This window comes from Flavobacterium sp. A45, from assembly GCF_002001005.1.
Classification (GTDB): domain Bacteria; phylum Bacteroidota; class Bacteroidia; order Flavobacteriales; family Flavobacteriaceae; genus Flavobacterium.
This window is the reverse complement of sequence record NZ_MUNX01000090.1, coordinates 1-23,188: the sequence shown is the minus strand read 5'-3', so window position 1 is coordinate 23,188 and position 23,188 is coordinate 1. Positions and strand designations below refer to the sequence as shown.

At 34.4% G+C, this 23,188-nt stretch carries 20 protein-coding genes; 3 read left to right on the top strand and 17 right to left on the bottom strand.

The features are described from left to right. Complete coding sequence (locus B0E44_RS11135; RefSeq protein ID WP_077374764.1) at positions 1-984, bottom strand: UDP-glucuronic acid decarboxylase family protein; 984 nt, start codon at positions 982-984, stop codon at positions 1-3. A gap of 217 nt (positions 985-1,201) precedes the next feature. Here B0E44_RS11135 and B0E44_RS11130 point away from each other — a divergent pair, with 217 nt between their 5' ends. Then, the gene (locus tag B0E44_RS11130; protein ID WP_077374761.1) at positions 1,202-2,278 is read left to right on the top strand and encodes a glycosyltransferase; all 1,077 of its coding nucleotides are present in this window, start codon (positions 1,202-1,204) and stop codon (positions 2,276-2,278) included. Here B0E44_RS11130 and B0E44_RS11125 read toward each other — a convergent pair. From B0E44_RS11125 to B0E44_RS11090, 8 genes are read right to left on the bottom strand one after another with little or no spacing between them, the layout of a single operon-like run. Continuing rightward, positions 2,255-3,550, bottom strand: coding sequence for an O-antigen ligase (locus tag B0E44_RS11125; RefSeq protein WP_077374758.1), 1,296 nt, complete (start codon positions 3,548-3,550; stop codon positions 2,255-2,257). The two genes, B0E44_RS11130 and B0E44_RS11125, sit on opposite strands and share 24 nt — an antisense overlap. Next, positions 3,522-4,586 carry a hypothetical protein gene (locus B0E44_RS11120; RefSeq protein WP_077374755.1) on the bottom strand — a complete coding sequence of 355 codons (1,065 nt, stop codon included), beginning with the start codon at positions 4,584-4,586 and terminating at the stop codon, positions 3,522-3,524. Before B0E44_RS11120 ends, B0E44_RS11125 begins: the two co-directional genes overlap by 29 nt. A 2-nt stretch (positions 4,587-4,588) precedes the next feature. Beyond that, positions 4,589-5,677, bottom strand: coding sequence for a glycosyltransferase (locus B0E44_RS11115; RefSeq protein WP_077374752.1), 1,089 nt, complete (start codon positions 5,675-5,677; stop codon positions 4,589-4,591). Positions 5,678-5,686: 9 nt separating this feature from the next. Beyond that, positions 5,687-6,997 carry an MATE family efflux transporter gene (locus tag B0E44_RS11110; protein ID WP_077374748.1) on the bottom strand — a complete coding sequence of 437 codons (1,311 nt, stop codon included), beginning with the start codon at positions 6,995-6,997 and terminating at the stop codon, positions 5,687-5,689. A 23-nt stretch (positions 6,998-7,020) separates the two neighbouring features. Next, positions 7,021-8,010, bottom strand: a complete 990-nt coding sequence (locus tag B0E44_RS11105) for a hypothetical protein (RefSeq protein ID WP_077374746.1) — start codon at positions 8,008-8,010, stop codon at positions 7,021-7,023. 15 nt (positions 8,011-8,025) lie between these two features. After that, on the bottom strand, positions 8,026-9,705 hold the full coding sequence (locus tag B0E44_RS11100; protein WP_077374743.1) for a hypothetical protein: 1,680 nt from the start codon (positions 9,703-9,705) through the stop codon (positions 8,026-8,028). Positions 9,706-9,740: 35 nt separating this feature from the next. Next, positions 9,741-11,228, bottom strand: a complete 1,488-nt coding sequence (locus B0E44_RS11095; protein ID WP_077374740.1) for a GH3 auxin-responsive promoter family protein — start codon at positions 11,226-11,228, stop codon at positions 9,741-9,743. A 57-nt stretch (positions 11,229-11,285) separates the two neighbouring features. After that, on the bottom strand, positions 11,286-11,798 hold the full coding sequence (locus tag B0E44_RS11090) for a peptidase (RefSeq protein ID WP_077374737.1): 513 nt from the start codon (positions 11,796-11,798) through the stop codon (positions 11,286-11,288). Between the two features lie 212 nt (positions 11,799-12,010). Here B0E44_RS11090 and tatA point away from each other — a divergent pair, with 212 nt between their 5' ends. After that, complete coding sequence (tatA, locus tag B0E44_RS11085) at positions 12,011-12,184, top strand: twin-arginine translocase TatA/TatE family subunit (RefSeq protein ID WP_077374734.1); 174 nt, start codon at positions 12,011-12,013, stop codon at positions 12,182-12,184. 123 nt (positions 12,185-12,307) lie between these two features. On the opposite strand, the gene B0E44_RS11080 is transcribed toward tatA, so the two are convergent. From B0E44_RS11080 to B0E44_RS11050, 7 genes are all read right to left on the bottom strand, one after another. Then, positions 12,308-13,114: an ABC transporter ATP-binding protein gene (locus tag B0E44_RS11080; RefSeq protein ID WP_077374731.1), complete on the bottom strand. Its 807-nt coding sequence runs from the start codon at positions 13,112-13,114 to the stop codon at positions 12,308-12,310. Between the two features lie 126 nt (positions 13,115-13,240). Then, a complete protein-coding gene (gene ntrB, locus B0E44_RS11075) occupies positions 13,241-14,125 on the bottom strand; it encodes a nitrate ABC transporter permease (RefSeq protein WP_077374727.1) in 885 nt (294 codons plus the stop codon). A 193-nt stretch (positions 14,126-14,318) separates the two neighbouring features. Beyond that, positions 14,319-15,545 carry a CmpA/NrtA family ABC transporter substrate-binding protein gene (locus tag B0E44_RS11070; RefSeq protein WP_077374724.1) on the bottom strand — a complete coding sequence of 409 codons (1,227 nt, stop codon included), beginning with the start codon at positions 15,543-15,545 and terminating at the stop codon, positions 14,319-14,321. Positions 15,546-15,570: 25 nt separating this feature from the next. Beyond that, positions 15,571-17,022 carry an alginate export family protein gene (locus tag B0E44_RS11065; RefSeq protein WP_077374721.1) on the bottom strand — a complete coding sequence of 484 codons (1,452 nt, stop codon included), beginning with the start codon at positions 17,020-17,022 and terminating at the stop codon, positions 15,571-15,573. Positions 17,023-17,338: 316 nt separating this feature from the next. Beyond that, positions 17,339-18,043 (bottom strand): Crp/Fnr family transcriptional regulator, encoded by a 705-nt coding sequence (locus B0E44_RS11060; RefSeq protein WP_077374719.1) that lies wholly within the window; start codon positions 18,041-18,043, stop codon positions 17,339-17,341. 424 nt (positions 18,044-18,467) lie between these two features. After that, on the bottom strand, positions 18,468-19,598 hold the full coding sequence (locus tag B0E44_RS11055) for an ATP-binding protein (protein ID WP_077374716.1): 1,131 nt from the start codon (positions 19,596-19,598) through the stop codon (positions 18,468-18,470). A gap of 127 nt (positions 19,599-19,725) precedes the next feature. After that, positions 19,726-21,849: a Tex family protein gene (locus B0E44_RS11050; RefSeq protein WP_077374713.1), complete on the bottom strand. Its 2,124-nt coding sequence runs from the start codon at positions 21,847-21,849 to the stop codon at positions 19,726-19,728. Positions 21,850-21,936: 87 nt separating this feature from the next. Between B0E44_RS11050 and B0E44_RS11045 the strand changes: the two genes are divergently transcribed. Next, the gene (locus tag B0E44_RS11045) at positions 21,937-22,212 is read left to right on the top strand and encodes a DUF1294 domain-containing protein (RefSeq protein WP_254423285.1); all 276 of its coding nucleotides are present in this window, start codon (positions 21,937-21,939) and stop codon (positions 22,210-22,212) included. 66 nt (positions 22,213-22,278) lie between these two features. On the opposite strand, the gene rpiB is transcribed toward B0E44_RS11045, so the two are convergent. Further along, a complete protein-coding gene (rpiB, locus tag B0E44_RS11040) occupies positions 22,279-22,710 on the bottom strand; it encodes a ribose 5-phosphate isomerase B (protein WP_077374707.1) in 432 nt (143 codons plus the stop codon). Between the last annotated feature and the right edge of the window lie 478 nt (positions 22,711-23,188).

The following is a 23,188-nucleotide window of genomic DNA, read 5'->3' as shown; positions in this document are numbered from 1 at the left end:
CTAATTAATATACTTAGAAAAATCTTTATGCTCCTCTTTAGAAAGTTCTTCTTTGGACAATGATTTAAAATAATCGTATGTAATTTTCATCCCTTCAGCACGATTTACTTTTGCCTCCCAGCCTAGTAACTCTTTCGCTTTAGTAGTGTCAGGTTGGCGCTGCAATGGGTCATTTATAGGTAATGGATGGTAAACTACTTTTTGGTTAGTTCCAGTTAATTTTATAATCTCCTCAGCAAAATCTTTGATGGTGATTTCATCAGGGTTACCAATATTCACGGGTAATACATAATCTGAATGCAATAATCTGAAAATTCCTTCTACCTGATCATCTACATAACAAAAAGAACGGGTTTGCATTCCGTCTCCAAAGATGGTTAAATCTTCTCCACGAATGGCTTGGCCAATAAAAGCTGGAATAACGCGACCATCATTGAGACGCATTCTTGGTCCATACGTATTAAAAATTCGAACAATTCGGGTTTCTACACCATGAAAAGTATGGTACGCCATTGTGATGGATTCCTGAAAACGTTTGGCCTCGTCATAAACTCCTCTTGGTCCAATCGTGTTTACATTTCCGTAATATTCTTCAGTTTGTGGGTGAACCAAAGGATCTCCATACACCTCAGATGTTGAAGCTATAAGGATTCTTGCTTTTTTTACTCTTGCCAGACCTAACAAATTATGTGTTCCCAACGAACCCACTTTTAGGGTTTGAATCGGGATTTTTAAATAATCTATAGGACTTGCCGGCGAAGCAAAATGTAGAATATAGTCCAGTTGTCCTGGAACATGCACAAACTTGGTAATGTCATGATGATAAAACTCAAAATGCTCTAATTTGAACAAATGTTCTATGTTTTTTAAATCACCCGTGATAAGGTTATCCATTCCTATAACATGATAACCTTCTTTAATAAAACGATCGCATAAATGAGATCCTAAAAATCCTGCTGCTCCTGTGATGAGTATTCTTTTCATAGTCGATATATACTACTGTAATTAACTTTTGTAATATGCACAAATGTACTAAAATATTTTCCCTTTTAAATTTAAAGGGGAATGATTACAGAGTAAACCCATCAATTTATAAACAACCTAAGATGCACAGATGCATTTTTTTAAAACCGATCTTTCAACCAAAAATGTTTATTTAATCAACTTTAAACTATTTTTGTTCCAATAAAAATCAGCCATTTTGAAAGTTGTCCATGTAATTGAAGCATTAGGAGGAGGCGTTTATACTTATTTCAAGGACTTGTCCTATTATTTTGGAGATGATGAAATAACAAATAAACTATCAACTACCATTATATATAGTGGAAATCGTAAAGAAATAGATCCTAAAAAAATTGAATCCGAATTTTCAAAAGGGGTATCGCTGATAAAAGTAGATATGGTTCGCGAATTTTCACCAATTCAAGATTTCAAATCCATTCTTCATTTACGAAAAGAACTTCAAAAATTAAATCCGGATGTCATTCATCTTCACTCTTCAAAGGCTGGTGTTTTAGGAAGAATTGCTTGTTTTTTATTATTCAAAAGAATACAACTATTTTACACTCCACATGGCTATTCTTTTCTGAGAACTGATATTTCAAATTTGACCAAAAAAATATACTGGCTCATTGAAAAGAGTTTTCAGCAATTATTCGGAGGTATAACAATTGCCTGTGGAGACACTGAATATGAAATAGCAAAAAAAATAGGAAAGTCATATTTGATAAGAAACGGCATCAATATTGAAGACGTCTGTCAACATTCCACAAAACACCAAAATCAAACATTAACAATTGGTATTGTCGCGAGAATAACCACTGCAAGAAACCCAAAACTATTCAATGCTATTGCATTGCGATTTCCTGATTTTAATTTTGTTTGGATTGGAGATGGAGAATTAAATTGTGAATTAACTGCTCCAAATATAAAAATTACGGGTTGGTTCATGGATAGAAATGATGCTCTGAAACAACTCAATGCCATAGATATTTACATCCAAACTTCTCTTTGGGAAGGACTACCTATTGCCGTTTTGGAAGCAATGGCAATGAAAAAGCCCGTTCTGGCAACCAATATTATTGGTAATAAAGACGTTGTTGTTCCAAACGAAACTGGTTTTCTTTTTAATGAAATTGAAGAACTAGATAGCTACTTGGAATTATTAAAAGACGACAAAATCCGGAATCAATTTGGCGATAATGCCTATAAAAGATGTCATGATTTATTTGATAAAAACAAAAATTTTAAAGCCCTAACGGCTCTTTATCAACAATAGTTTTTGTTGCAGCCAATAACTCCCGAAAATTGCCATCCACAATCCACTAAAGGCAATGCCATCAAAACGCAACAAAAAATCATCAGTAAGATTGGACGTAAAAAAAAGGAAGAAGAAAGAAAGTACCACAGCATTTTTTAAACTAAACCCCAAATAGCCAATTGTAAAAATATAAAGCAACACTACCAAAGGGCCTAGTATTCCAAATTTTATTAAAAAATCAAGGAATTGATTGTGCGTTGGAAACTCATATTTTGCCAAAAAAAGCTGATTTGTTTGTTTAAAATATTTGACTAATTCTGGCTTTCCATCTGAAGCTCCAACTCCAAAAAGAAGATTTTTTTCAGAAAGCTCCCAACCTGATTTCCAAATAGAAACACGAGTTACAAGGGAATTAAATACTTTAAATTCCGGATGCTCAATTTCGTCCAGTTTCCCTACTTTATCCATATAAGCAAAAGTCACCGAAGAATACTTCTCTTTCATATAAGGATTACTTTGGACAAAAAGAAAAAGTACTCCTCCCAATACAACCATTAAAACAGTCATCGTTCCAATCACTTTTTTTAAATTGTATTTACGCATTACTTCTCCGAAAAAAATCAAACCAAAGCCAATCAATACATTAAACAAAGCCATTCTAGTGTTTACAAAAAGGACGAAGAAAAAAGAGAGAATAAAGAGAATAATGTTACTCAATCTCAGAATCCATTTTTCCTTTTGATGAAAAGATTTAAAAACAAAAAAAAGACAGCAGATCGACACAAAAGCTAAATGCATATTCAATGCCGGTGCATGAATCCCAATACTGTTTGAAAACTCATATCCCATTTCCCATAAATCATTTCCGTTTATATATTTATGAATCAATTCAGGGAAGAAAATAATAAATCGGATGAAGAAAAAAAGTATAATTCCCGTAGTTGCAACACTATAAAATTTAAGAATTTTAAAAAATTGAACCCTTTGATAATTTCCTAAAATAAATAACGGAAAAATAAGGAGAGAACTGTATTTTTCTAATGATTTTAAGCCTTTACCAAAATAATCATTGTTCCAAAACATGATAATTTCCAATAGTAATGGAGATGCAATAAGGAATACTAAAACTAAAGATTGCTTGGAAAAATTCAGTTTTTTTATGGATAATAAATTGAATATTGCAAAAAGTACAATCAATAAAGTACAGGGTTTCCTGAATATCATTGCAATGGCAATCAATCCCAGAAAATAGTTAAATATTTTATTGAAGTTTTTTTCTGAAATGGTCATAATATAATGCATAATAAATTAGAGGGAAAACACCTATTTTATGTCGAACAGCTGATCCCAAATCGGGCTCGAAAACACCTTGAACAATAAAAAAAGCAAACAAAATAAGTAAAATCCAAAGTTCATTTTTATTTTTATCTCTCGCTTGAATACATCTCGAAAATCTCACAAGCAGAATGTAAAACAGAAAAAGCTGCCAAATCACAAAAAGCAATATTTGAGGAGAAAAAATATGCTTCAGACCATTGACCGGTATATTCACCGAGAAAAAACCATATACAATACCTACAGTTTCTCCATACCAAGTATCTGGTTTTATTGGTGACACAATAATGGAATTAGCATCTGCAGAACCTAATCTCGAACTGTTAACGACTTCTCTGCTGACTTCCGAGAAAAAATGTCCAGAAACAACTCCATAACATAATGATAAAAATGTGGCAATTACTAATCCGAAAAAAATAACTGTTAACGTCCTGCTCTTAAAATTTACCAAACTCGCTCCATACATCCCAATCGCAATAATCGGAATCAAGAAAAAATAGGGTCTATAAAAAACACCGAAAACAGCCAGTAAAAACAGGGATGAAAAAAGCGCTGTGCGAAATGAAATTCTTTTGTTTAGAAATAAAAAAACAACCAGAGAAACATACAAATAGGTAATAAATTCTTTGGAAGGCATCGACATAAAAATGGCTATCATAAGAATTCCCAAATAAACAATCACATTTTTAATGTTTAGTTTCTCAAAATCAGTAGGAATCCCAATTTTATATAAAACATACATCAAAATAGGAAACTGTATCAATCCAACTATCGGAAAAGGCAAATAGCGCAAGCCTGTTATTTTATAAAATAAAATAGTAAGCGGATAACTTCCAATAAAGCCTATTTCGTTGCCTTTGTCAAGTGCAATAGTAACTGCATCATAAAAAAAACGTTTCGGCAATACATAGAATACCAAAACAGTAACCAATAAATTAAGTATAAATAATACAATAAAAGTTGCCGTACTCCTTTTGATTAACATTTGCATAATTATACTATTGTTTGATACAAATGTATGTGTTTCTCAACCATTAATTGTATCTCGAATTGTTCCGATCTTTTCAAACAGGAATTTACGGTTTCTTGGTAATAAACCTCGTCTGTTAATAATCTTTCGATTGTATTGGCTAATTCTTTGGCATCACCTTGTTTAAATAAAATACCGGCACCGGAAACAATTTCCTGTAAACCGGGTACATCAGAAGCAACAAATGGTTTTCCAGATGCCATTCCTTCAATACTGGACAAAGATAGACCTTCATATCTTGAGGATAAAACAACCACATCAGCTGTTTTTAATAATTGGGGGACATCCATTCTTTGTCCTAAAAACAAAACTCGTTCTTGCAATTTCAGTTCTTGAACCAACTCCCGACACTTTGTTTTAAAAACGCCTTCGCCCACTAAAATAAGCTTTACATTTTCGCGCAAATACGTTAAGGAATGGATTACGGTTTCCTGGTCTTTTTGCTTGTCAAATCGTGCCACTTGTATCATTATAAAATCTTTTGCACTAAAAAGATTCGATATTTCATTTTTAAAATAAGGCTTTGCCTCATGGATTTTTATCAAATCAATTCCGTTTTCAATTACAACAAATTTGGATTCTCTTATTCCTGTGTAATTTTTAAATGTGTTGGAAATTTCATTTGAGACACATATCACTTTATCATAAAATCGATAAAAAAGTCTGTCAAGTACTGCAATGAATCGATTCTCTAATCTTGGATTTGTCGAGTTGTGTTCTGTCAGGATCAATTTAATTTTAGAAAAAGACAACAACTTTGCCAAAACAACCCAATATTGAGTGGGGAATAAATGTACGTGAGCAATTTCATATTTTTTCAAAAAAGGAATCAATTTAAAAACCTGTATCGGATTATAGACAGAATTTAAACCTAATGAATAAATCGAACAACAAGCTGTTTCTTTTAATGCTTGCATAAAAGGACTTGAAGTACCATTCAACACCAATAGGTCGACTACAATTCCTTTTTCTTTATAAATAGGCAACGTGTCCAAGAGTAATTTCTCGGCGCCTCCTGATGCTAAACTGTTTATGATATGAACTATTTTCATTCTTAATTTCTAATTCAAAAAAACATTCACTTTATCCTTTTTATAAATAACAACAGCCGATATACTATTCCAAAAAATGGAACTAACTACAAATGCAGTTGCAGCTCCAGTCATGCCATACTCTGGTATTAATAACCTATTCAAAATAAAATTAATGAGCACAGCAATTACCAATATAATTTGAAAAACATGTTGCCTGCCTGTCATGTTCAAATAAACGGGTGCCGTTCCAAAAGCAGAACAAATTCCTTGACCAATAATTAAAATAAGCAAAGCGTCTTTGGCCGCCGTGTATCCTTTTCCAAAAAAACCTAAAATATACTCAGGAAATGAAAATATTATGAGCATTGCCGGAAAAGTCAAAAAGAATATTAAACGTGAGCCATGACGAACTGTTTTAATCAAATCTGCTTTGCTTTGGCTAAAAAAATATTCCGAAATTTTACTTGAAACCGTAATATTAACCGTGATGATTACCATCGAAAGAATGGTCATTAATTTTACCGCCACCGAATAAAATGCAACGGTAGCATCATCCCTATACTTTTTTAAAAAAAGAATATCAAAACTCATTAATAAAAACAAGGCCATACCACTAATAGCGATTGGATATGATTTAGTGAATATTTCTTTATAAGTGAAATTTGTAATCTCATTTTCAATTTTAGCTTTGCTAAAATAATAGAAAACGAGAATGGTTGTTATAATCGAAAGAAGAACAAAACCTATCAAGAAAACGGCAACCAAATAGGTTTCTAAACCAAAAGAATAAAGCAAAATTGCCCCAACTATCAATGGAATATATTTAATTGTGTTTCTAAAAAGTTCAGCAACATAAAAATGATCCAATGCCCGAAAAACTTCCGTGTTCAAAGTTGTTAATCCATAAAAGAACAAAATCATTATTGCCTTCAAAAGAACATCGTAAACTCTCCCATCAGAAAAATAATTATTTACAAATTCTTCGTCGATATTCCAAAAAATAAAAAGAACCAAAATGGACATCAACAGCAACAAGACAACCATTTTGACATAGACTTTCTTAATTCCCTCCAAAGAATCTGAGCTGTTAATTCTGCCTTTAAAATATAATATCGACTGGTCACATCCTAACAAACATACACTACCAACCACCAGAAGAAACGAACGGACAAAATCATATTGCCCGACAATTTTTGGAGGATAGGTTTTGGTTAGAAAAACTGTGAATCCAAATAATGTTATTACGCCAAAAATTCTCAAAATCAAAGTCACAAAGCTTTGTTGGACAAAGGAGTTTTTGACAATTTTCAATAATTGATTCCGACTTTTTTCTAACATATTTCTTTCTCCATACCCATTACTTATTTCAAATTTGCATTTGCTTTCAGGGATTGTTTTTTATAAAAAGAGATAAAAAAACTAAAAAGGACAAAAAGACCAACAAAGACCAAAGGCAGTATAAATATCAATTTTCCTTTTAATGTTTTGCTGTTTTTGGTATTCAAAACAATTCCTTTCTCTTTAATCGTTTTATCCGTATTGTACTGTTCAATTTTTAATGTGCCAATTTCGGCGGATATAGAATCTTTGGTTTTGATAACCCCATCCAAATTCAAATTTTCATTATAATAAACCAATTTTTCATTGTTTGGGTGTTTTCCGTAAGCAGCTGAAAACTGATTCAAAATCCCATCGATCTGAAGAATTGTAGCTTCTTTACTTTTTATGCTGTTTTGAATGTTTTTGGAATTAATTCGGTTGTAAACATCATAATATGGGCTCGTGTTCAAATATTTTAAAAGAGGTTCAACGGTATTTTGGGCAGAAACAACGCCAACGGTATTCAAAATAATGGTATGAAGTGCATAATTTTTATTGGTCGTTGTCTCTTTAACAATAGATTTAAGGTCACCATTTTGCGCCATCAATTGTAACAATTCCATGTTTTTACCATCCGAATTCATCAAATTATAAACATCAATGACTGGTTCTACGGTAATAGAAACCATTCCTGAAGGTTTTTGAATCCCAATAGATTTTAAAAATAAAGTGTCTTTCAAAGCAATTTTGGAAGCCAAAAAATCAATTTTGGAATACAGATAATCCGTTGATTTAAAATTGGGAGCCACAATGATTTTTTGTTCAAAACGAGAACTTACTTTCTCCAAGAACAAACCAATCCCAGCTCCAAGAACGAGCAAGACAATAACAATAATTGCATTTTTTACAAAAAAACGAATCATTCGAAACAACAAAGTATTAATCCACTCAAAGAAATCCCCAATTCTGCCAAAAACAGTCAGCAGGTCAATTTCTGCATTTTTAGGATTTTTTTCTTTTTTTTTACCCATTACCGTTGTCCTGTTTTATTTTATATTAAAAATTTGTTCTAATATTTTGATCGTGATCAAATACGTAGGTTTTACTCCTGTGGTTCCCAAACCTCCAGAAGCCAATGTACTTCCAGTTTCCAAAGGATTATCCGAAGCATAATAGGCATAACGCACTTTGATATCATGAGGAACACTCTTTCTGATTTTGGAAGCAGACTGAATGGCTTTCTGATAATAGGAACCTTCCATTTCTAATCCAATAACGCCCCAAGTCGATTCATGAAAGAACTTCAATAAGTCCCTGTTTTGCAATGATGTTCCAAGTACCGTAACCATTGGTCCTGCAAAAACCGCAATGTCATTGCCTTCAAACATTTCGGCAGTCAATTCATTTTCGAAAAAATAATTGTCGGCCGTTCCCTCATTGATATGAGCGTTCGGAATCATGATGTCTCCTTTTCCTCCTTCCAGAATTCCTGCTTTCCCCATAATCGAAACCGATTTTACGTTAAGCAAAGTGTCTTTTTTATAGGGTTTCAATAACTCGTCTATCGTTTCATAAGCTTGTTCTCCAAAAGCATAATCCATAACGATAATCACTGGTTTTTTCTCTCCTAAGTCAGTCTTTGGGAATGATGATTTTGACCAATCAATTTTGTCAGTATCAAAAATTTGAACATCTATATTGGTTCCTGAAGTATCCGGAAGAGAAATCATTCCTTGCTTCAATGCAACAGCTTCAACCTGATTACGAAGTTCATTTGCCCCCGATTTGCTCAATTCTTCGTAAATAAAGAAATCAGACTTGTCCTTAAATTTTGTTTTCAAAATGGGCGTAGCAAATATAGAATTCATCACCGAGTGCATATTGGCACTAATCACGTGAATCGGTCGATCCAGCAATTGGTTCGCTTTCAAAACTTCTTTGATATTGGTAGCCCAAACTTCTCCATGAATATGATGCCCTAAGCGTTCTCTCAAAATTGGACTGAATGTAATCGTTCTTTTATTACTATCAATAACTTCTTCAATTGCCAATTTTCCCAACCAATAAATCACGTGCAAAAAGCGATCGGGAGCTGCTTCGGTTCCAAATGAATCATAGATGTTTAAAACTTCCTCAAAAGTTCTCCCCAGAATATTGGCTGCATGAGAAATAGCCTTTTCTTTTTCTACCAGAGTTAATTTTTTACTTTGGGATACAGCTATTTCCAGTTTTGTCCAATCGCGGGAAACCTCACCAGCATCATCCAGTAAAATTCGGTTTTTAATTTTATGCGATTCGATGAAAATAAACGTCAAGTGGGTCAAAATATCATAAATATCTGATCGCCCGCGAGTGATTTCAACATTCATTTGTTCCTCATCTATTCGATAGCAATTGCGACGTCTTTTTGGCGGAACTATCGCTTTAAAATGGGATTTGGAATAGCCTTCATCTGAGGTTAAATTAATAAAACGACACTCCTCGATTCCTACCGGAAGACGTTCTATGACGTATAGAAGTCCATTTAATTCAACTTTTTCTTCTGCAATATTTCCATATATTTCAGGTCTTAAAGCCAACAATGCTTCTCTTAATGTGTCCCCAGAAATTCCCATCGGTTTGTAAAATCCTCTGTTAAAAAGATGGCGCATCGTGATGTACATTTTTTCAATGGCCGCCGATGATTCTTGTGCTCTGGATCTGGATATGTTTTTTGTTTCTTTCATTCTTATATTCTTTAATACCCTCAAATGTATTGTTTTTATTTTTGGTTTAAAACAGCTACAATACTCCTATCATTAGAAAGTCTTGGGATTTTATTCTGTCCACCCAATTTTCCAATGGATTTCATGTAGTCTTGAAAACCGTTTTTAGCCACTTTGGTAATAACCAGTTTTTTCAAAACATGACCCACAATCAGATCGTCATAATAAATGTTTTGTTTTCGCATGGCATTGTCTAGCGCTTCCGCAAAAGAGCTAAAATCCGTTGGCTCGTTCTCAAATTCGATAAACCATTCGTGATATGGCAAACCTTCCAAGGGTGTGATTTGTGGTGCTACTGTAAATTCATTCACTCGCACAGTTGTTCCTATCATGGCTTCCTGCAAAGCGTGTTCGACTTCTTTCCCAATGACGTGTTCCCCAAAAGCCGAGATATAATGCTTGATGCGACCCGAAACAATAACGCGATAAGGCTTCAATGAAGTAAATTGAACGGTGTCACCAATGTTGTAACCCCAAAGTCCCGCATTGGTCGAAATAATCAAAACATAGTTAACTCCCAACTCCACCTCGCCTATTGTATGTCGTTTTGGACTTTCGGTAAAAAAGTCTTCGCTTTTTATAAATTCATAAAAAATCCCAGAATTCAGCAACAGCAGCATTCCCTTTTCTTTTTGCGAATCTTGATAAGCAAAGAAACCTTCCGAGGCCGGAAACAATTCAATGCTATCTACTTTTCTGCCTATAAGGTTTTCAAATTTGGCTCTGTAAGGCTCGTAATTGACACCGCCATAAATAAACAAATTGAAATTCTTGAAAATGGCACCAACCGGCTTTCCTGCTCTTTGCTGCAGTTTTTCAAAATACATTTGAACCCATGACGGAATTCCCGAAATCACGGTCATATCCTCGTTGATTGTCTCCCCAACAATCGCATTTACTTTGGTTTCCCAATCTTCGATACAATTGGTTTCCCAAGAAGGCAGTCGGTTTTTTTGCAAATATTTTGGAACAAAATGCGCCACAATTCCAGACAATCTGCCCAGTTTAATTCCGTATTTTTCTTCCAGAATAGGGCTTCCTTGCAAGAAAATCATTTTGCCGTTTACAAAATCGGCGTTTTTAGTTTCGTGAATGTAAAGCAAAATTGCATTTCGGGCGGCTTCAATATGAAACGGCATTGATTCCTTGGTCAACGGAATATATTTCGCTCCCGACGTCGTTCCCGAAGTTTTTGCAAAATAAAGCGGTTTTCCTTTCCAAAGAATATTTTCTTCCCCTTTTACCACTCTATCCACGTATGATTTCAACGCTTCGTAATCACGAACAGGAACATGATTGGCAAAATCTTGATATGTTTTTATCTGGTCAAAATGATGATCTTTCCCAAATTGAGTTTGCTTAGCGGTCTGTATCAAATTAAGGAAAACAGCTTTCTGGGTTTCAACGGGAGAATTGGCCCAAGCTTGTGTCTTTTTATATATTTTTTGTGCAAACAATCTTGCTGCAAGCGATTTTAGTGACATTCTTTTGGGCTTTGTTTAAAAATTGTAATGTTCTGTTATAATTCCGAAGCTATCGGATTATTTTTTGGTGTTTTGGTTCTTTCCCTTTGGAGATACTAGGTTAGTATTCTCTTCTTCCTTCACTCTTTCCCTCAACTCCATTTCTTTTTTGGAAGGAGATAAATCTACAGGTTCTAAAGCTTCATCAACACTTGAAAGTATAGAGTCTTTACTGAATTTGGCATATTCTAATTCTCCATTCAATACTTTTTGAATCGATTTTATATAGGCTTCATTTTTCTTCAAAGCTGTGGTAAGCGAATCTGATTTTAAGGCCAGAACTGTCGCGTCTCTCTTTAATTGAGAAGAAGAATAACCAGGTATGAATTCACGTAAAGGAGTAAAAGCAATTAAAACGGTCGTAATCGAAATCAGGAAAATAGCCCCCAATGAAAGCGAAACAAAGACACTCATAATGTTCAATTTGAAAGAAAAAATTTCCTCAAAAGTATCCTCGTTCAAAATTATTAATCGGTTTTTGATTAATAATCTGTCAAAAAACTTCTTCTTTTTTAACTGCTTCTTGGACATGCTATTTGTTTTTAATCACAAATATAACAATTTAAAACGTTGTCAGTACTAGCCTCTTTTAAGTTCTTGGATTGCTGACTTCACTATTTTATAAAATATTTAACGCTGACAAAAGCAAATAAATTCGCCAAAATGAATGTGTATTAAGTTATTCTATATACATTTGCACATTAGATTCATTACAAATTTGCTACGGCATTAAATATTCAATCATGGGAAGATTTGGACTTACAGAAATCCTTATTATATTGGCAGTTGTTTTATTACTTTTTGGAGGTAAAAAAATTCCAGAATTAATGAAAGGGTTAGGAAGCGGTATTAAAGAATTTAAAAACGCAGCCAAAGACGAGCAGCCAGCTGACAAAAAAGAAGAAGAAACAAAATAAGAATTATCTAAATTCTAATTTTATAAATTCCAAATTCCAATATATTAAGGAGTTTGGAATTTTTTTTAATAAAAAAGGCTTTCCAATTTCTTGAAAAGCCTTTTTTGGGGCAAACAAAATTAACTAGTTTTTATATGTAACTCCCATATCTTCAATGGAAAAATGATCCGTTAACAGGTGCAGTAAATGATCTCTTAACTCAATATATTCGGGAGTTTTTACAATTTCGATTTTATTTCTTGGTCTTGGTAAATTTACCGTTACAACTTCCCTAATAGTTGAAGCAGGACCGTTATGCAAAACCACGATTCGGTCTGACAAAAACAAAGCTTCCTCAATATCGTGCGTAATCATTATAATCGTTTTTTCTCTATTGTCCAGATTCCACAATTTTAAAACTTCGAGCTGCATCGAGCCTTTGGTTAAAGCGTCTAATGCTCCAAATGGTTCATCCAACAATAAAACGCCTGGATTAATAGCAAATGCTCTGGCAATGGCTACTCTTTGTTTCATTCCGCCCGAAAGCTGTCCCGGTAATTTATCTTTGTGCTGAAACAAATTAACCATTTTGAGGTTTTTGATCACGATTTCATGTTTCTCAGCTTTGGAACAATCCATAACCGAATCCACCGCTTGAAAAATGTTGTTTTCCACTGTTAGCCAAGGCAGTAACGAATAGTTTTGAAAAACAATTCCACGATCTGGTCCCGGACCTTTGATGTTTTTATTTTCTAATACTACCGATCCGCCAGTTGGGGTCAGCATTCCTCCTATCGCATTCATAATGGTTGATTTTCCACAGCCTGAATGTCCGATGATGGATATGATTTCGCCTTTTTTGATAGAAAGGTTAATGTCTTTTACTGCAATATATTTTCCTTTTGGAGTTGGAAAAGAGATTTCCAAATCTTTTATTTCTAAATAGCTCATAACGTTTGTTTGTTTTTAAAGTTACTAAGATGCTGAGATACTAAGTTTCTAAGTTTTTTTAAAAAATTTTAATACTAAGACAACTTTTAAAATCTTAGTAACTCAGAATCTTAGAGTCTTAGAATCTTATAAATAAGATACTTTTTTCTCAATCATTGTAAAAAATCCGTCAAAAATAATTCCCACAAATCCGATGATGATGATGGCCGAAATCACTTTTTCCAAGCTCAATGCATTCCAGCTGTCCCATACAAAGAATCCAATTCCTGCACCGCCTGACAGCATTTCGCCAGCCACAATTACCAGCCATGCAACGCTGATGCTCAATCGCAATCCAGTAATAATGTGTGGTAAGGTGTATGGAAAAACAACTTTGGTTAAATACCTCCATTTTGAAAAACCAAAAGCCTTGGCTACATTTTTATGATCCTGCGGAATAGTGCTCACTCCAAAAGAAGTGTTGATTAATGTTGACCATAAAGATGTTATGAAAACAATGAATATGGTTGCTATTCCAGTATCTTTAAAAACAACCAAGCCAATAGGAAACCAAGCCAAAGGCGAAACCGGCTTTAGAAACTGAACGATAGGATAAAAGAGTTTTTTGAAAAAAGAACTCGCCCCAATCAGGATTCCGAACGGAATTGCGAATAAAGAACCCAATGCAAATCCCAATAAAACGGTTTTGATAGAAACAAACAACTGCAGTCCGATTCCTTTGTCGTTTGGTCCGTAATCATAAAACGGATCGCTCAACATTTCATATAATACCTTCAAAGTAGCTGTTGGTCCAGGAAGTGCTTCCTTTGTATATAAACTCAATAAGCTCCAAAATCCGCAAAAAATAGCCAGTCCAATACAAGCAAATCCAATTGATTTTACTTTTTCTAAAATATAACGTGACGCTTTTTTAAGGCTTTTTTTCTTGATTACTTTACCAAAAGTTTTTTGAAGAGAATAGTTTTTTGGGGCTAATTCTGTTTCGATTGCTGCTGTAGTTGAATGTGACATAATGCTGTAATTTAATGTTTTTTTTAGTTTCTAAGATGCTAAGAATCTGATTTTCTAAGCTTCTACGAGCGCGTGAGGGATAGAAGCTGGCTACCGAAGTAGCGCGGATAGCCCGACCCTGTTGAGTAAAGGGGCTGATGAGCAGTGCTGTATGTAAGCCCCTTTGCTCAACAGGGTCACGCCCTAATTATTTTTAATGTTTCACTACTTTTAAATATGCTGATGGATTTGCAGGGTTGAAAACTGTTTTGTCCATTGTAAGCGAGAACGGTTTCATATCGTCAGTCGGGATTTTGATTTTCATACTTGCGGCAACTTCTTCGTATAAATCCTGAAGAATTAATTTATCGGCGATTGCTTGATAATTTGGTTCTTCTTTCAAATATCCAAATCGTACAAACTGTGCCATAGCCCAGATAGCATGCGATTTACGTGGATAATTCACGGCTCCGCCTTTGTGAAACAGCATATAATCGTTGTCATACACTTCGGTTCCTTGATTACATCCTAAGTTGTAATCTCCCATCAGTCTTCCTTCAATTACATCAGCAGGAGCGTTTACATAAGGCGCTTTCCCAATGATAGCGGCAGCTTTCTTGCGGTTGGCAGGAACATCTAACCATTTGCAGGCTTCCATAACGGCTTTCATTACTTTTACCAAATCCGCTTTGCGTTTGGCACTGAAATCTTTGTTTACTACCAATGCTTTTTCTGGATGGTCTTTCCAAATGTCTTGAGAAGCTATTTGAGTAAATCCAACTCCTTGTTTTACGGCAACACCACCCCAAGGCTCACCCACGCAGTATCCGTCCATATTGCCTACTTTCATGTTGGCAACCATTTGCGGAGGCGGAATCGTGATGATTTTTACCGCTTTTTGATTTAGCCCTGCTGATGACATCCAGTTACGCAGCCATAAATCGTGAGTTCCTCCAGGGAAAGTCATTGCAAAAGTTACTTCTTTTTCGGCTTTCAGTTTAGCGGCAACGACTGGTGTCACTTTGTTCATTTGTTTGAATCCTACTTTACCGCAGAAATCATTAGAAAGAGTAATCGCTTGTCCGTTTACGTTCAGCATCATTGCGATTTTCATCTCTGATCCTGCTTTCCCGCCTACTCCAGTATATACTGAAAAAGGCATGGAATACAAGCAATGTGCTCCGTCCAGTTCTCCTGTCAGGATTTTGTCGCGGACATTGGCCCAAGAAGATTCCTTGGTAACCACTACTTCAACTCCATACTTTTTGAACAATCCCAATTCTTTTGCCATAACTATTGGCGAACAGTCCGTCAATGGAATAAAACCTAATCTTACAGGATCACTTTGAGCGCTTATTGTTGAGAAGGCCGTGCTTACTGCTACTGCCAAAACCAATACTGATTTTGGGAGTGCTACTATTTGTGTTTTTATTGTTTTCATATTAAATAGATTTATTGCTTATTTATTACATTTTTTTTGCTGACAAAAAGTTTGGTTTAATATTCACCATCACATATGCCCATTGCGGCGTTAGGTTGGCGTTGGCGACATTTTTAACTTGTGCCGAAGCCATAGAGTTGGTAGCCTGCATGAATGAGTAACCTGCTTCTATATTGATCATTTTGGTCATATTGTAGGACAATTTTAGGTCAAGTTCTGTTCCTAAATAACTGTTTTGCTTTCCTCCTGCTCCATTAGATAAAGTGTTTGCCGATTCAAAACAGTGTATGTCTGCAAAAAGAGTCAGGTTGTCTTTCAAATTGTATTTTGCTTTCAAAAAGTAGTTTAACAAACCTTGTGCTCCAAATCCGCTTGGGGCATAGAAGTAATCCATAGTTCCCCAAAATTTGTGAGGCGTTCCATAAAGAGGATCAAACTGATTGTTATCGGAAGTTGCTGTAACTGCTTTTGTACCGTCGTTTCCTGATAAATAATCAACTCCAGGCCCTATAAATAATTTTCGTCCAACTTGTACTGTAGAGGTTATAGAAGCCAAATTACTGCTCAGACTACGTCCGTTTTTGTCGTGACCAAATTGGTGGTACACACTTCCTTCGAATTTCAATTTTCGGGTTGCATTCACATTATAGTAGAAACCAGTAGTGTTACGGGTCCAGATTCCCTGCTCATTTACTTTGGTAACAACTGGCGGAGTTCCTGCCGTAACATTGGTATATTTATTAAAGTTGTCACTTAAAAACAAAAATGAAATGTCTCCAAAGAAAAACTTCTTCGCCACATACAAATATTCCAAGGATTTATAATTAGTTCCCAAACCGTTCGTTCCAGCGGTATAACCTGAAGTTGCGGCTGGAACTCCATTATAAATTGTTCCGGCTAACAGTTCTTTGTTTTGATTGAATGCAGCTCCAAAATCGGCTGTCCATCCTTTGTTAGCATATTTCAGTACAACGGCATCATGGTAACGCGCTTGCTGTAACCAGTCAAGACCTCCAATAACCTTCTGGTCATCATACGAAATCTCCTGACGTCCAATTTTTAAGGATAAATTTTGAATGGTACTAGTAGTGTCTACCAGCATAATTTCACCCCAGGCTTCGTGCAATTGAATTCCATTATTCTCAGCAGTTGTTGCTCTGTTAATAGTTGAAGCATCCTGTCCCCAAACACGAACATCCTGAACGGCAACAAAAAATTTGAATCTGTATCCTGTAAAACCAACATTCAATCTTGTTCTTTGTGAAGTAAAAACAGCAGCCTCCATATCTTTGGCCTGCAATGTGCTGTAACCGTCTCTAAATTCTGTTCTTGGTCTAAATTGTCCTGATGCTGTTAACTGAGCATTTGCAGCGTTATAACCAAACAATGTTATGGTCAAACCTAATAGTATCGATTTTGAATTCTTTCTCTTTTTAAGTGCTTTTATTTTTTGTATTGTGGTTGTAATCTTTTGCATGGTAAATTGGTTTTGATTAGTATGAAGCAAATATACATACGTATTAATACTTACGTATTTACTTTTTACAGCCTGAAACCTCTTTTTTACACAGAAAAAAATATTCTGATAACAACTTATTTACTGCGTTAACGCAAATAATTATTGTTAAGCCTTATAATTATTGATATTAACAAACACTTAGTTTTTATCTAAATACGTACTTAGCTCAATGACAAAAAAATATTTTTCCTCCAATACTCCTAAAACGACATTTATTTCCACAAAAAAAGCCCCAGAAGGGCTTAATAAATTCAAAGTTCAAATCTAAAACTACTTATACATACTTATGTTCCATAATTTCGGATTTCATTTTATTGATTTGTTGCAATCCTATTTTCTTCCCAACCGTTTTTATCAGTGTCTCTCTCTTCAAACTCGAAATCACTCGGGTTACCTGTTCTTCGGTTGTTCCGGCAAAGTCGGCTATTTCTTTTCGGGACAAATCAAGATTAATCAAATCATTTGTTTGTCCAAATTTTCTATGAATATATAATAAGGTATCGATCACGCGCTCTCTCACATTCATGTGGGCAATTTTTCGAATGTTGTTCTCGCTCTTGTTCAATTCCTCTGCATAAAAAAGCATCATATCATAAGTGAATTCCGGAACATTTTTAAGAATGTCCAGCATCACTTCATTGTTAAAGTTGCACAAAACCGTATCTTCCAAGGCATAAGCCCCTATCAAATACCGATTGCTCGTACCAAATCCCCTAAAACCAACCGTGTCTCCATTCGTGGTAAACCGAACAATTTGTTCTCTTCCGTTGATTCCTGTTTTTACCGTTTTCACCTTTCCTTTTTGCACAAAATAAAGCCCCTGAATAGGTGCGCCCTCTATAATGAACTGCTGTGTCTTCTTGCAGGTAAAACTGTGTTTCTTTTCTATATAACTTTGCATGTTGGGCAAATGAATATGCTTTTTGATAAAACAATTTTCATTACTACAACTGTTGCAAATAGCTTGATTCTCTTTCATCTGTAGTTAATTATTGTTTATTTTTAAGTGTTTGCGGTAAACAAGACATTTAATCCAATGAACAAATCTTGGTTAAATGACAAAATCAGTAAAAATTATACTGTAACTGTCTTTATTTGAAGTAAATGTATGAGTTTTTCGCAATAAATGGTAATTGACTCAAGCCGATAAGTCAGGTCATCAGCTCAAAAAAAGACTCCTTTTTTATGCATTTTTTATAAATGAACCCGAAAAAATGATGTCAATTATCATTTCATCTACTTAGAGTCGGTGCTTTTTGGATATTCGCAATTTTTTGTAAATAAGTAAAAATACGTAGTTTTATATAATTTGTAGCTTTTTGCTTAAACAAAAAATCCGATCCAGAAATGATTGGATTGGGATTTTTATAATTTATTTTAAGATAACTCGATAAAACAAAGTATTACAATATATAATCCAAATAATTATCCTGATTGATAATTTCAAAAGTAGCATCCGGATATGACTTTGCAAATTCTGAAGGAATCTTTGCTTTTACTTTTCCGTATTTATATTCAAAAGCCGATAACTGTTCGTCTTTTTCTTCTATTCGGTCAATTTCCTGTTTGGTATGGGTTCGCCAAAAGTAGTCGTGAACAAAATTTTCGGTATAACTCATTTTTTTAATTCGTTCCGAATTCAGGTAATTTTCCCAAAGTTTACCTACATCTTCTCTCGTATTCAATGGATTAAATGAATTGATTATAGCATTTCGGATACCGTTATCCACAAAATACCATTTTTTCATCTTAGTAATCTCATTATCCCTATTCCTGCTAAATCCTGATACACTGTAAATTATAAATACTTTAGTAAATAAATCCAAATACTTTTCGACCGTGTTTTTACTGATTTGCAAATCACGTCCAACACTTTCGAGTGACAATTCGCTACCCGTTCTAAAGGCAATAATCTGAAGTAATGCAATAATTTTGTCTCTTTTTTTGATACCTTCAAAAGCAAAAACATCCCGCAACAATTGAGTATTTACCAATTCTTTTAAATAGTTTATTTTACCTTCTCGATTTGTAATATGGCTCAATTCGGGATAACTTCCCAATATTAATCGATCTTCAAGGTTATTACGGGTTTCGAGAAAATTTTCGGTTTCAGAAAACTCAATTTGTGCAATTGGATATAAATTTATGGTTTTCATACGCCCAACTAACGGCTCACCTAACTGATTGTTTATTTCAAATGCTGAAGAACCCGTTACCAAAACTTTTAAATCTTCAATGGTATCCACCATCAACTTTAATTTTTTGCCAATAGCAGGTATTTCTTGTGCTTCATCAATTATCAAAAATTTAGTGTCTCCGAGCAATCTTTTAAAATTGGCTGTACTCTGAATTTCCAATAAATTATGGGATTCAATATCGTCTCCGTTTAAAAAAAGTACTTTTTCAGTTACTTTTTCCATAAGTTTTTTAATCAGTTCGGTCTTGCCTACTCGTCTTGCTCCTAACAAAACAACCACTTTGTTGGGTTGCAATTTTTGCAAAACTAAATCAAGTGCCAATCTATTTATTTCCATAAAATTAGATTTTATTGACACAAATATAAATATATTTATTGATTTCCGTCAGTTAAGTGACGGAATTTAATTGATTTCCGTCAGTTAACTGACGATATTTAATTAAATTTCGTCATTTTAATGGTTTTTAAATCACCATCGTCAACTGAATCCTTTTCCTATCCTCATCAACTTCCGTCACTTTCACCTGAACATGTTGGTGCAATTTAACCACTTCATTGACATCACTTACAAAACCTGCTTTAAGTTGGGAAATGTGAACCAAACCGCTTTCTTTGATTCCGATATCGACAAAACAGCCAAAATTGGTAATGTTATTGACAATTCCAGGCAAAATCATGCCGGTTCTAACATCTTTTATCGATTTGACATTCGGGTCAAATTCAAAAACTGTAGCTGCTTTTCTTGGGTCTAATCCTGGTTTTTCTAACTCTTTAATGATGTCTTTCAAGGTCAAAACTCCAATATCGGAAGTAATGTAATTTTCGGGTTTTATTAAAGCTGTTTTTTCTTTGTTGGCAATCAAATCGTTTACAGAAAGTTTTAAATCTTTTGCCATTTTTTCCACAATGCCATACGCTTCAGGATGCACCGCCGAATTATCCAACGGATTTTTAGCATTCGAAATTCGGATAAAGGCAACTCCTTGTTGATACGCTTTGTCTCCCAAACGTGGCACTTTTTTTAGTTGCTTTCTATCTGTAAAAGGGCCGTTTTCAGAACGGTAGTTTACAATGTTTTCGGCAAGCTTCTCTCCTATTCCACTCACATAACCCAACAAATGCTTACTCGCCGTGTTGATGTTTATGCCCACCGAGTTCACACAACGAATAACCGTATTGTCCAGTTCTTCCTTAAGTTTATTTTGATCCACATCGTGTTGGTATTGCCCAACTCCAATCGCTTTTGGATCAATTTTCACCAATTCAGCCAATGGATCCGACAATCTTCTCCCAATAGAAACCGATCCACGAACCGTAACATCATAATTAGGAAACTCCTCTCTCGCAATCTTCGAAGCTGAATACACCGAAGCTCCAGCCTCCGATACGATGAATACTTGTATTGGTTTATCAAAAGCTATTTTCTTGATGAAGAATTCGGTTTCTCTCGATGCAGTTCCGTTTCCAATCGAAATCGCATCTATTTGATACGCATTGACCATCGAACGGATTTTTTTTATGGCCATTGCTTCCTCCTTTTGCGGAGCGTGCGGATAAATGGTTTCGTTGTACAACAAATCCCCTTTCTCGTCCAAACAAACCACTTTACATCCCGAACGAAATCCAGGGTCAATCGCCAAAATTCGTTTCTCCCCTAATGGTGGAGCCAATAACAACTGCCCTAAATTATTCGCAAACACCTGAATCGAATTGGCATCCGCTTTTGCCTTAGCTTCCTGTAATGCTTCATTGGAAATCGCAGGATTCAACAAACGTTTATAACAGTCCTCAATCGCCAACTGAATGTGTGGCGTGGTGCTATTATCACCTTTTATAATTAATTCGTCAATAATATCGTAGGCATCATCCAGCTCCACATCCACTTTAAACTTGATAAAACCTTCGTTTTCGGCTCTCATAATAGCTAGTAAACGATGTGATGGTGCTTTGGTCAATGGCTCTGACCAATCAAAATATTGATTGAATTTCTGGGCGCCTTCCTCGTCTTTTTTGGATTTAACCACCTTTGTTGTGATTGTTGCTTTACGCTCAAACAAGCGTCTGAGTTGCTTTCTAACGTAGATATTTTCATTAATCCATTCTGCTATAATATCTCTTGCTCCTTGCAAGGCCGACTCCTCATTAATCACATTTTCATTAAGATATTGCGTTGCCAAGAAATCAACATCATCTTTGCTTTGCGCCATAATTATCTTGGCCAAAGGTTCCAATCCGTTCTCTCTTGCCACGTCGGCTTTGGTTCTTTTTTTCTTTTTATATGGCAGATAAAAATCTTCCAATTCCTGTAAATCGAAACTCATCTGGATTTTTTTCTCCAATTCTGGTGTCAAAGCATTTTGTTCCTGAATGGATTTTAAAATCGCTTCTTTACGTTTTACAATCGTTTCATATTCCTTTTGAAATTTTGCAATTTGCTCAATAAAAACTTCATCTAAGTTTCCAGTTTTATCTTTTCGATATCTTGAGATAAACGGAATCGTGCAGTCTTCTTGCAATAATTGAACCGTATTTTGAATGTTAATCGTTGCCGTTGCAACGTACTTTGAAATGAATTGTAAGTTGGTCATTGTGTATTTCTATTTAAAAAGGAATCTTTTTCTTTGAAAAAAAGAGATGCTAAAATACTATCTTTAAATTTTAATTGAACTCCAATTATGATTTTATTATATTCTTTTTTATTCATTAATTTAATAGCTTTTGTATTAATAGGCTACGACAAACAACTAGCCATTAAAAACAAAAATAGAATTTCCGAAAAAACTCTTTTGGCCTGGGTGGCACTTGGTGGAACAATAGGATCATCGCTTGCGATGTCGATTTTTCAGCACAAAACAGCAAAAACAAGCTTTTTGTTGAAATTTTTCGGAATCGTTTCCCTTCAAATTATAACCATTATCATATTGTTTTATTTTGATCTAATACTATTATAAAACAAAAAAAGCCCAGTTTAAAACTGAGCCTTTAAATATTTTGGTGCGAAGCACCTCGCGATTTTTTTAGTGACAAGCTATTTTATTCACTCTGTTTTGGTGTCTTCCTCCTTCAAATTCCGTAGCCAAGAAAGTTTCAACAATTTCTACAGCTTGTGGAATCGAAGTAAAACGTGCCGGAATACTAACAATATTGGCATCATTATGCAATCTCGTTAAAACTGCAATTTCTTTAGTCCAACATAAACCAGCTCGGATTTTAGCATGTTTATTAACAGTCATGGCAATTCCGTTCCCGCTTCCGCAAATAACAATTCCAAAATCAGCTCTACCTTCACTTACATCTTCAGCAACCGGATGTGCAAAATCAGGATAATCAACACTTGCTTCAGTATCTGTACCGTAATTGGTTACTTCATATCCTTTTGCTTCAAGCATTGCAACAATTGCTTTTTTATAATCTGGTCCGGCGTGGTCATTCCCTATCGAAATTTTCATTTTTTTTGTATTAGATTTTGAACTGCAAATTTAACCAAAGTATTTTAGATATAAGCCAAAAAACAATTATTCAATTCTAATAATAGATTAAGAAATAAGGTAGATAAACATTTTTTATAAATGTAACACAACTCCTTGATTATAAGAAATTTTGAGGTTTATTAACATTTTCATAAATACACAATAGTCTGCAAATCAATAGGAAGAATGAAATTAAAATGTTAATATTTTGAATTGTTAATACTAAAAGCTAACTACTTGATATTCAGTTAACCTTAAATTAACATAAATTGTTTATAACTTTAGATAGAATTTTAGAAGTTTTTTGTGTTTCTAAACAAAAAATAAGTAATCCAAAACCCACTTTAGAAATCCTAATTTAGTTTGATGAATTTTTAGAAAAGTTATCAATACTTAAAATTGGTTTTTCAACAAAAAAATTAAAATCACTTATTTACAATTTATATAATTTCTGGAT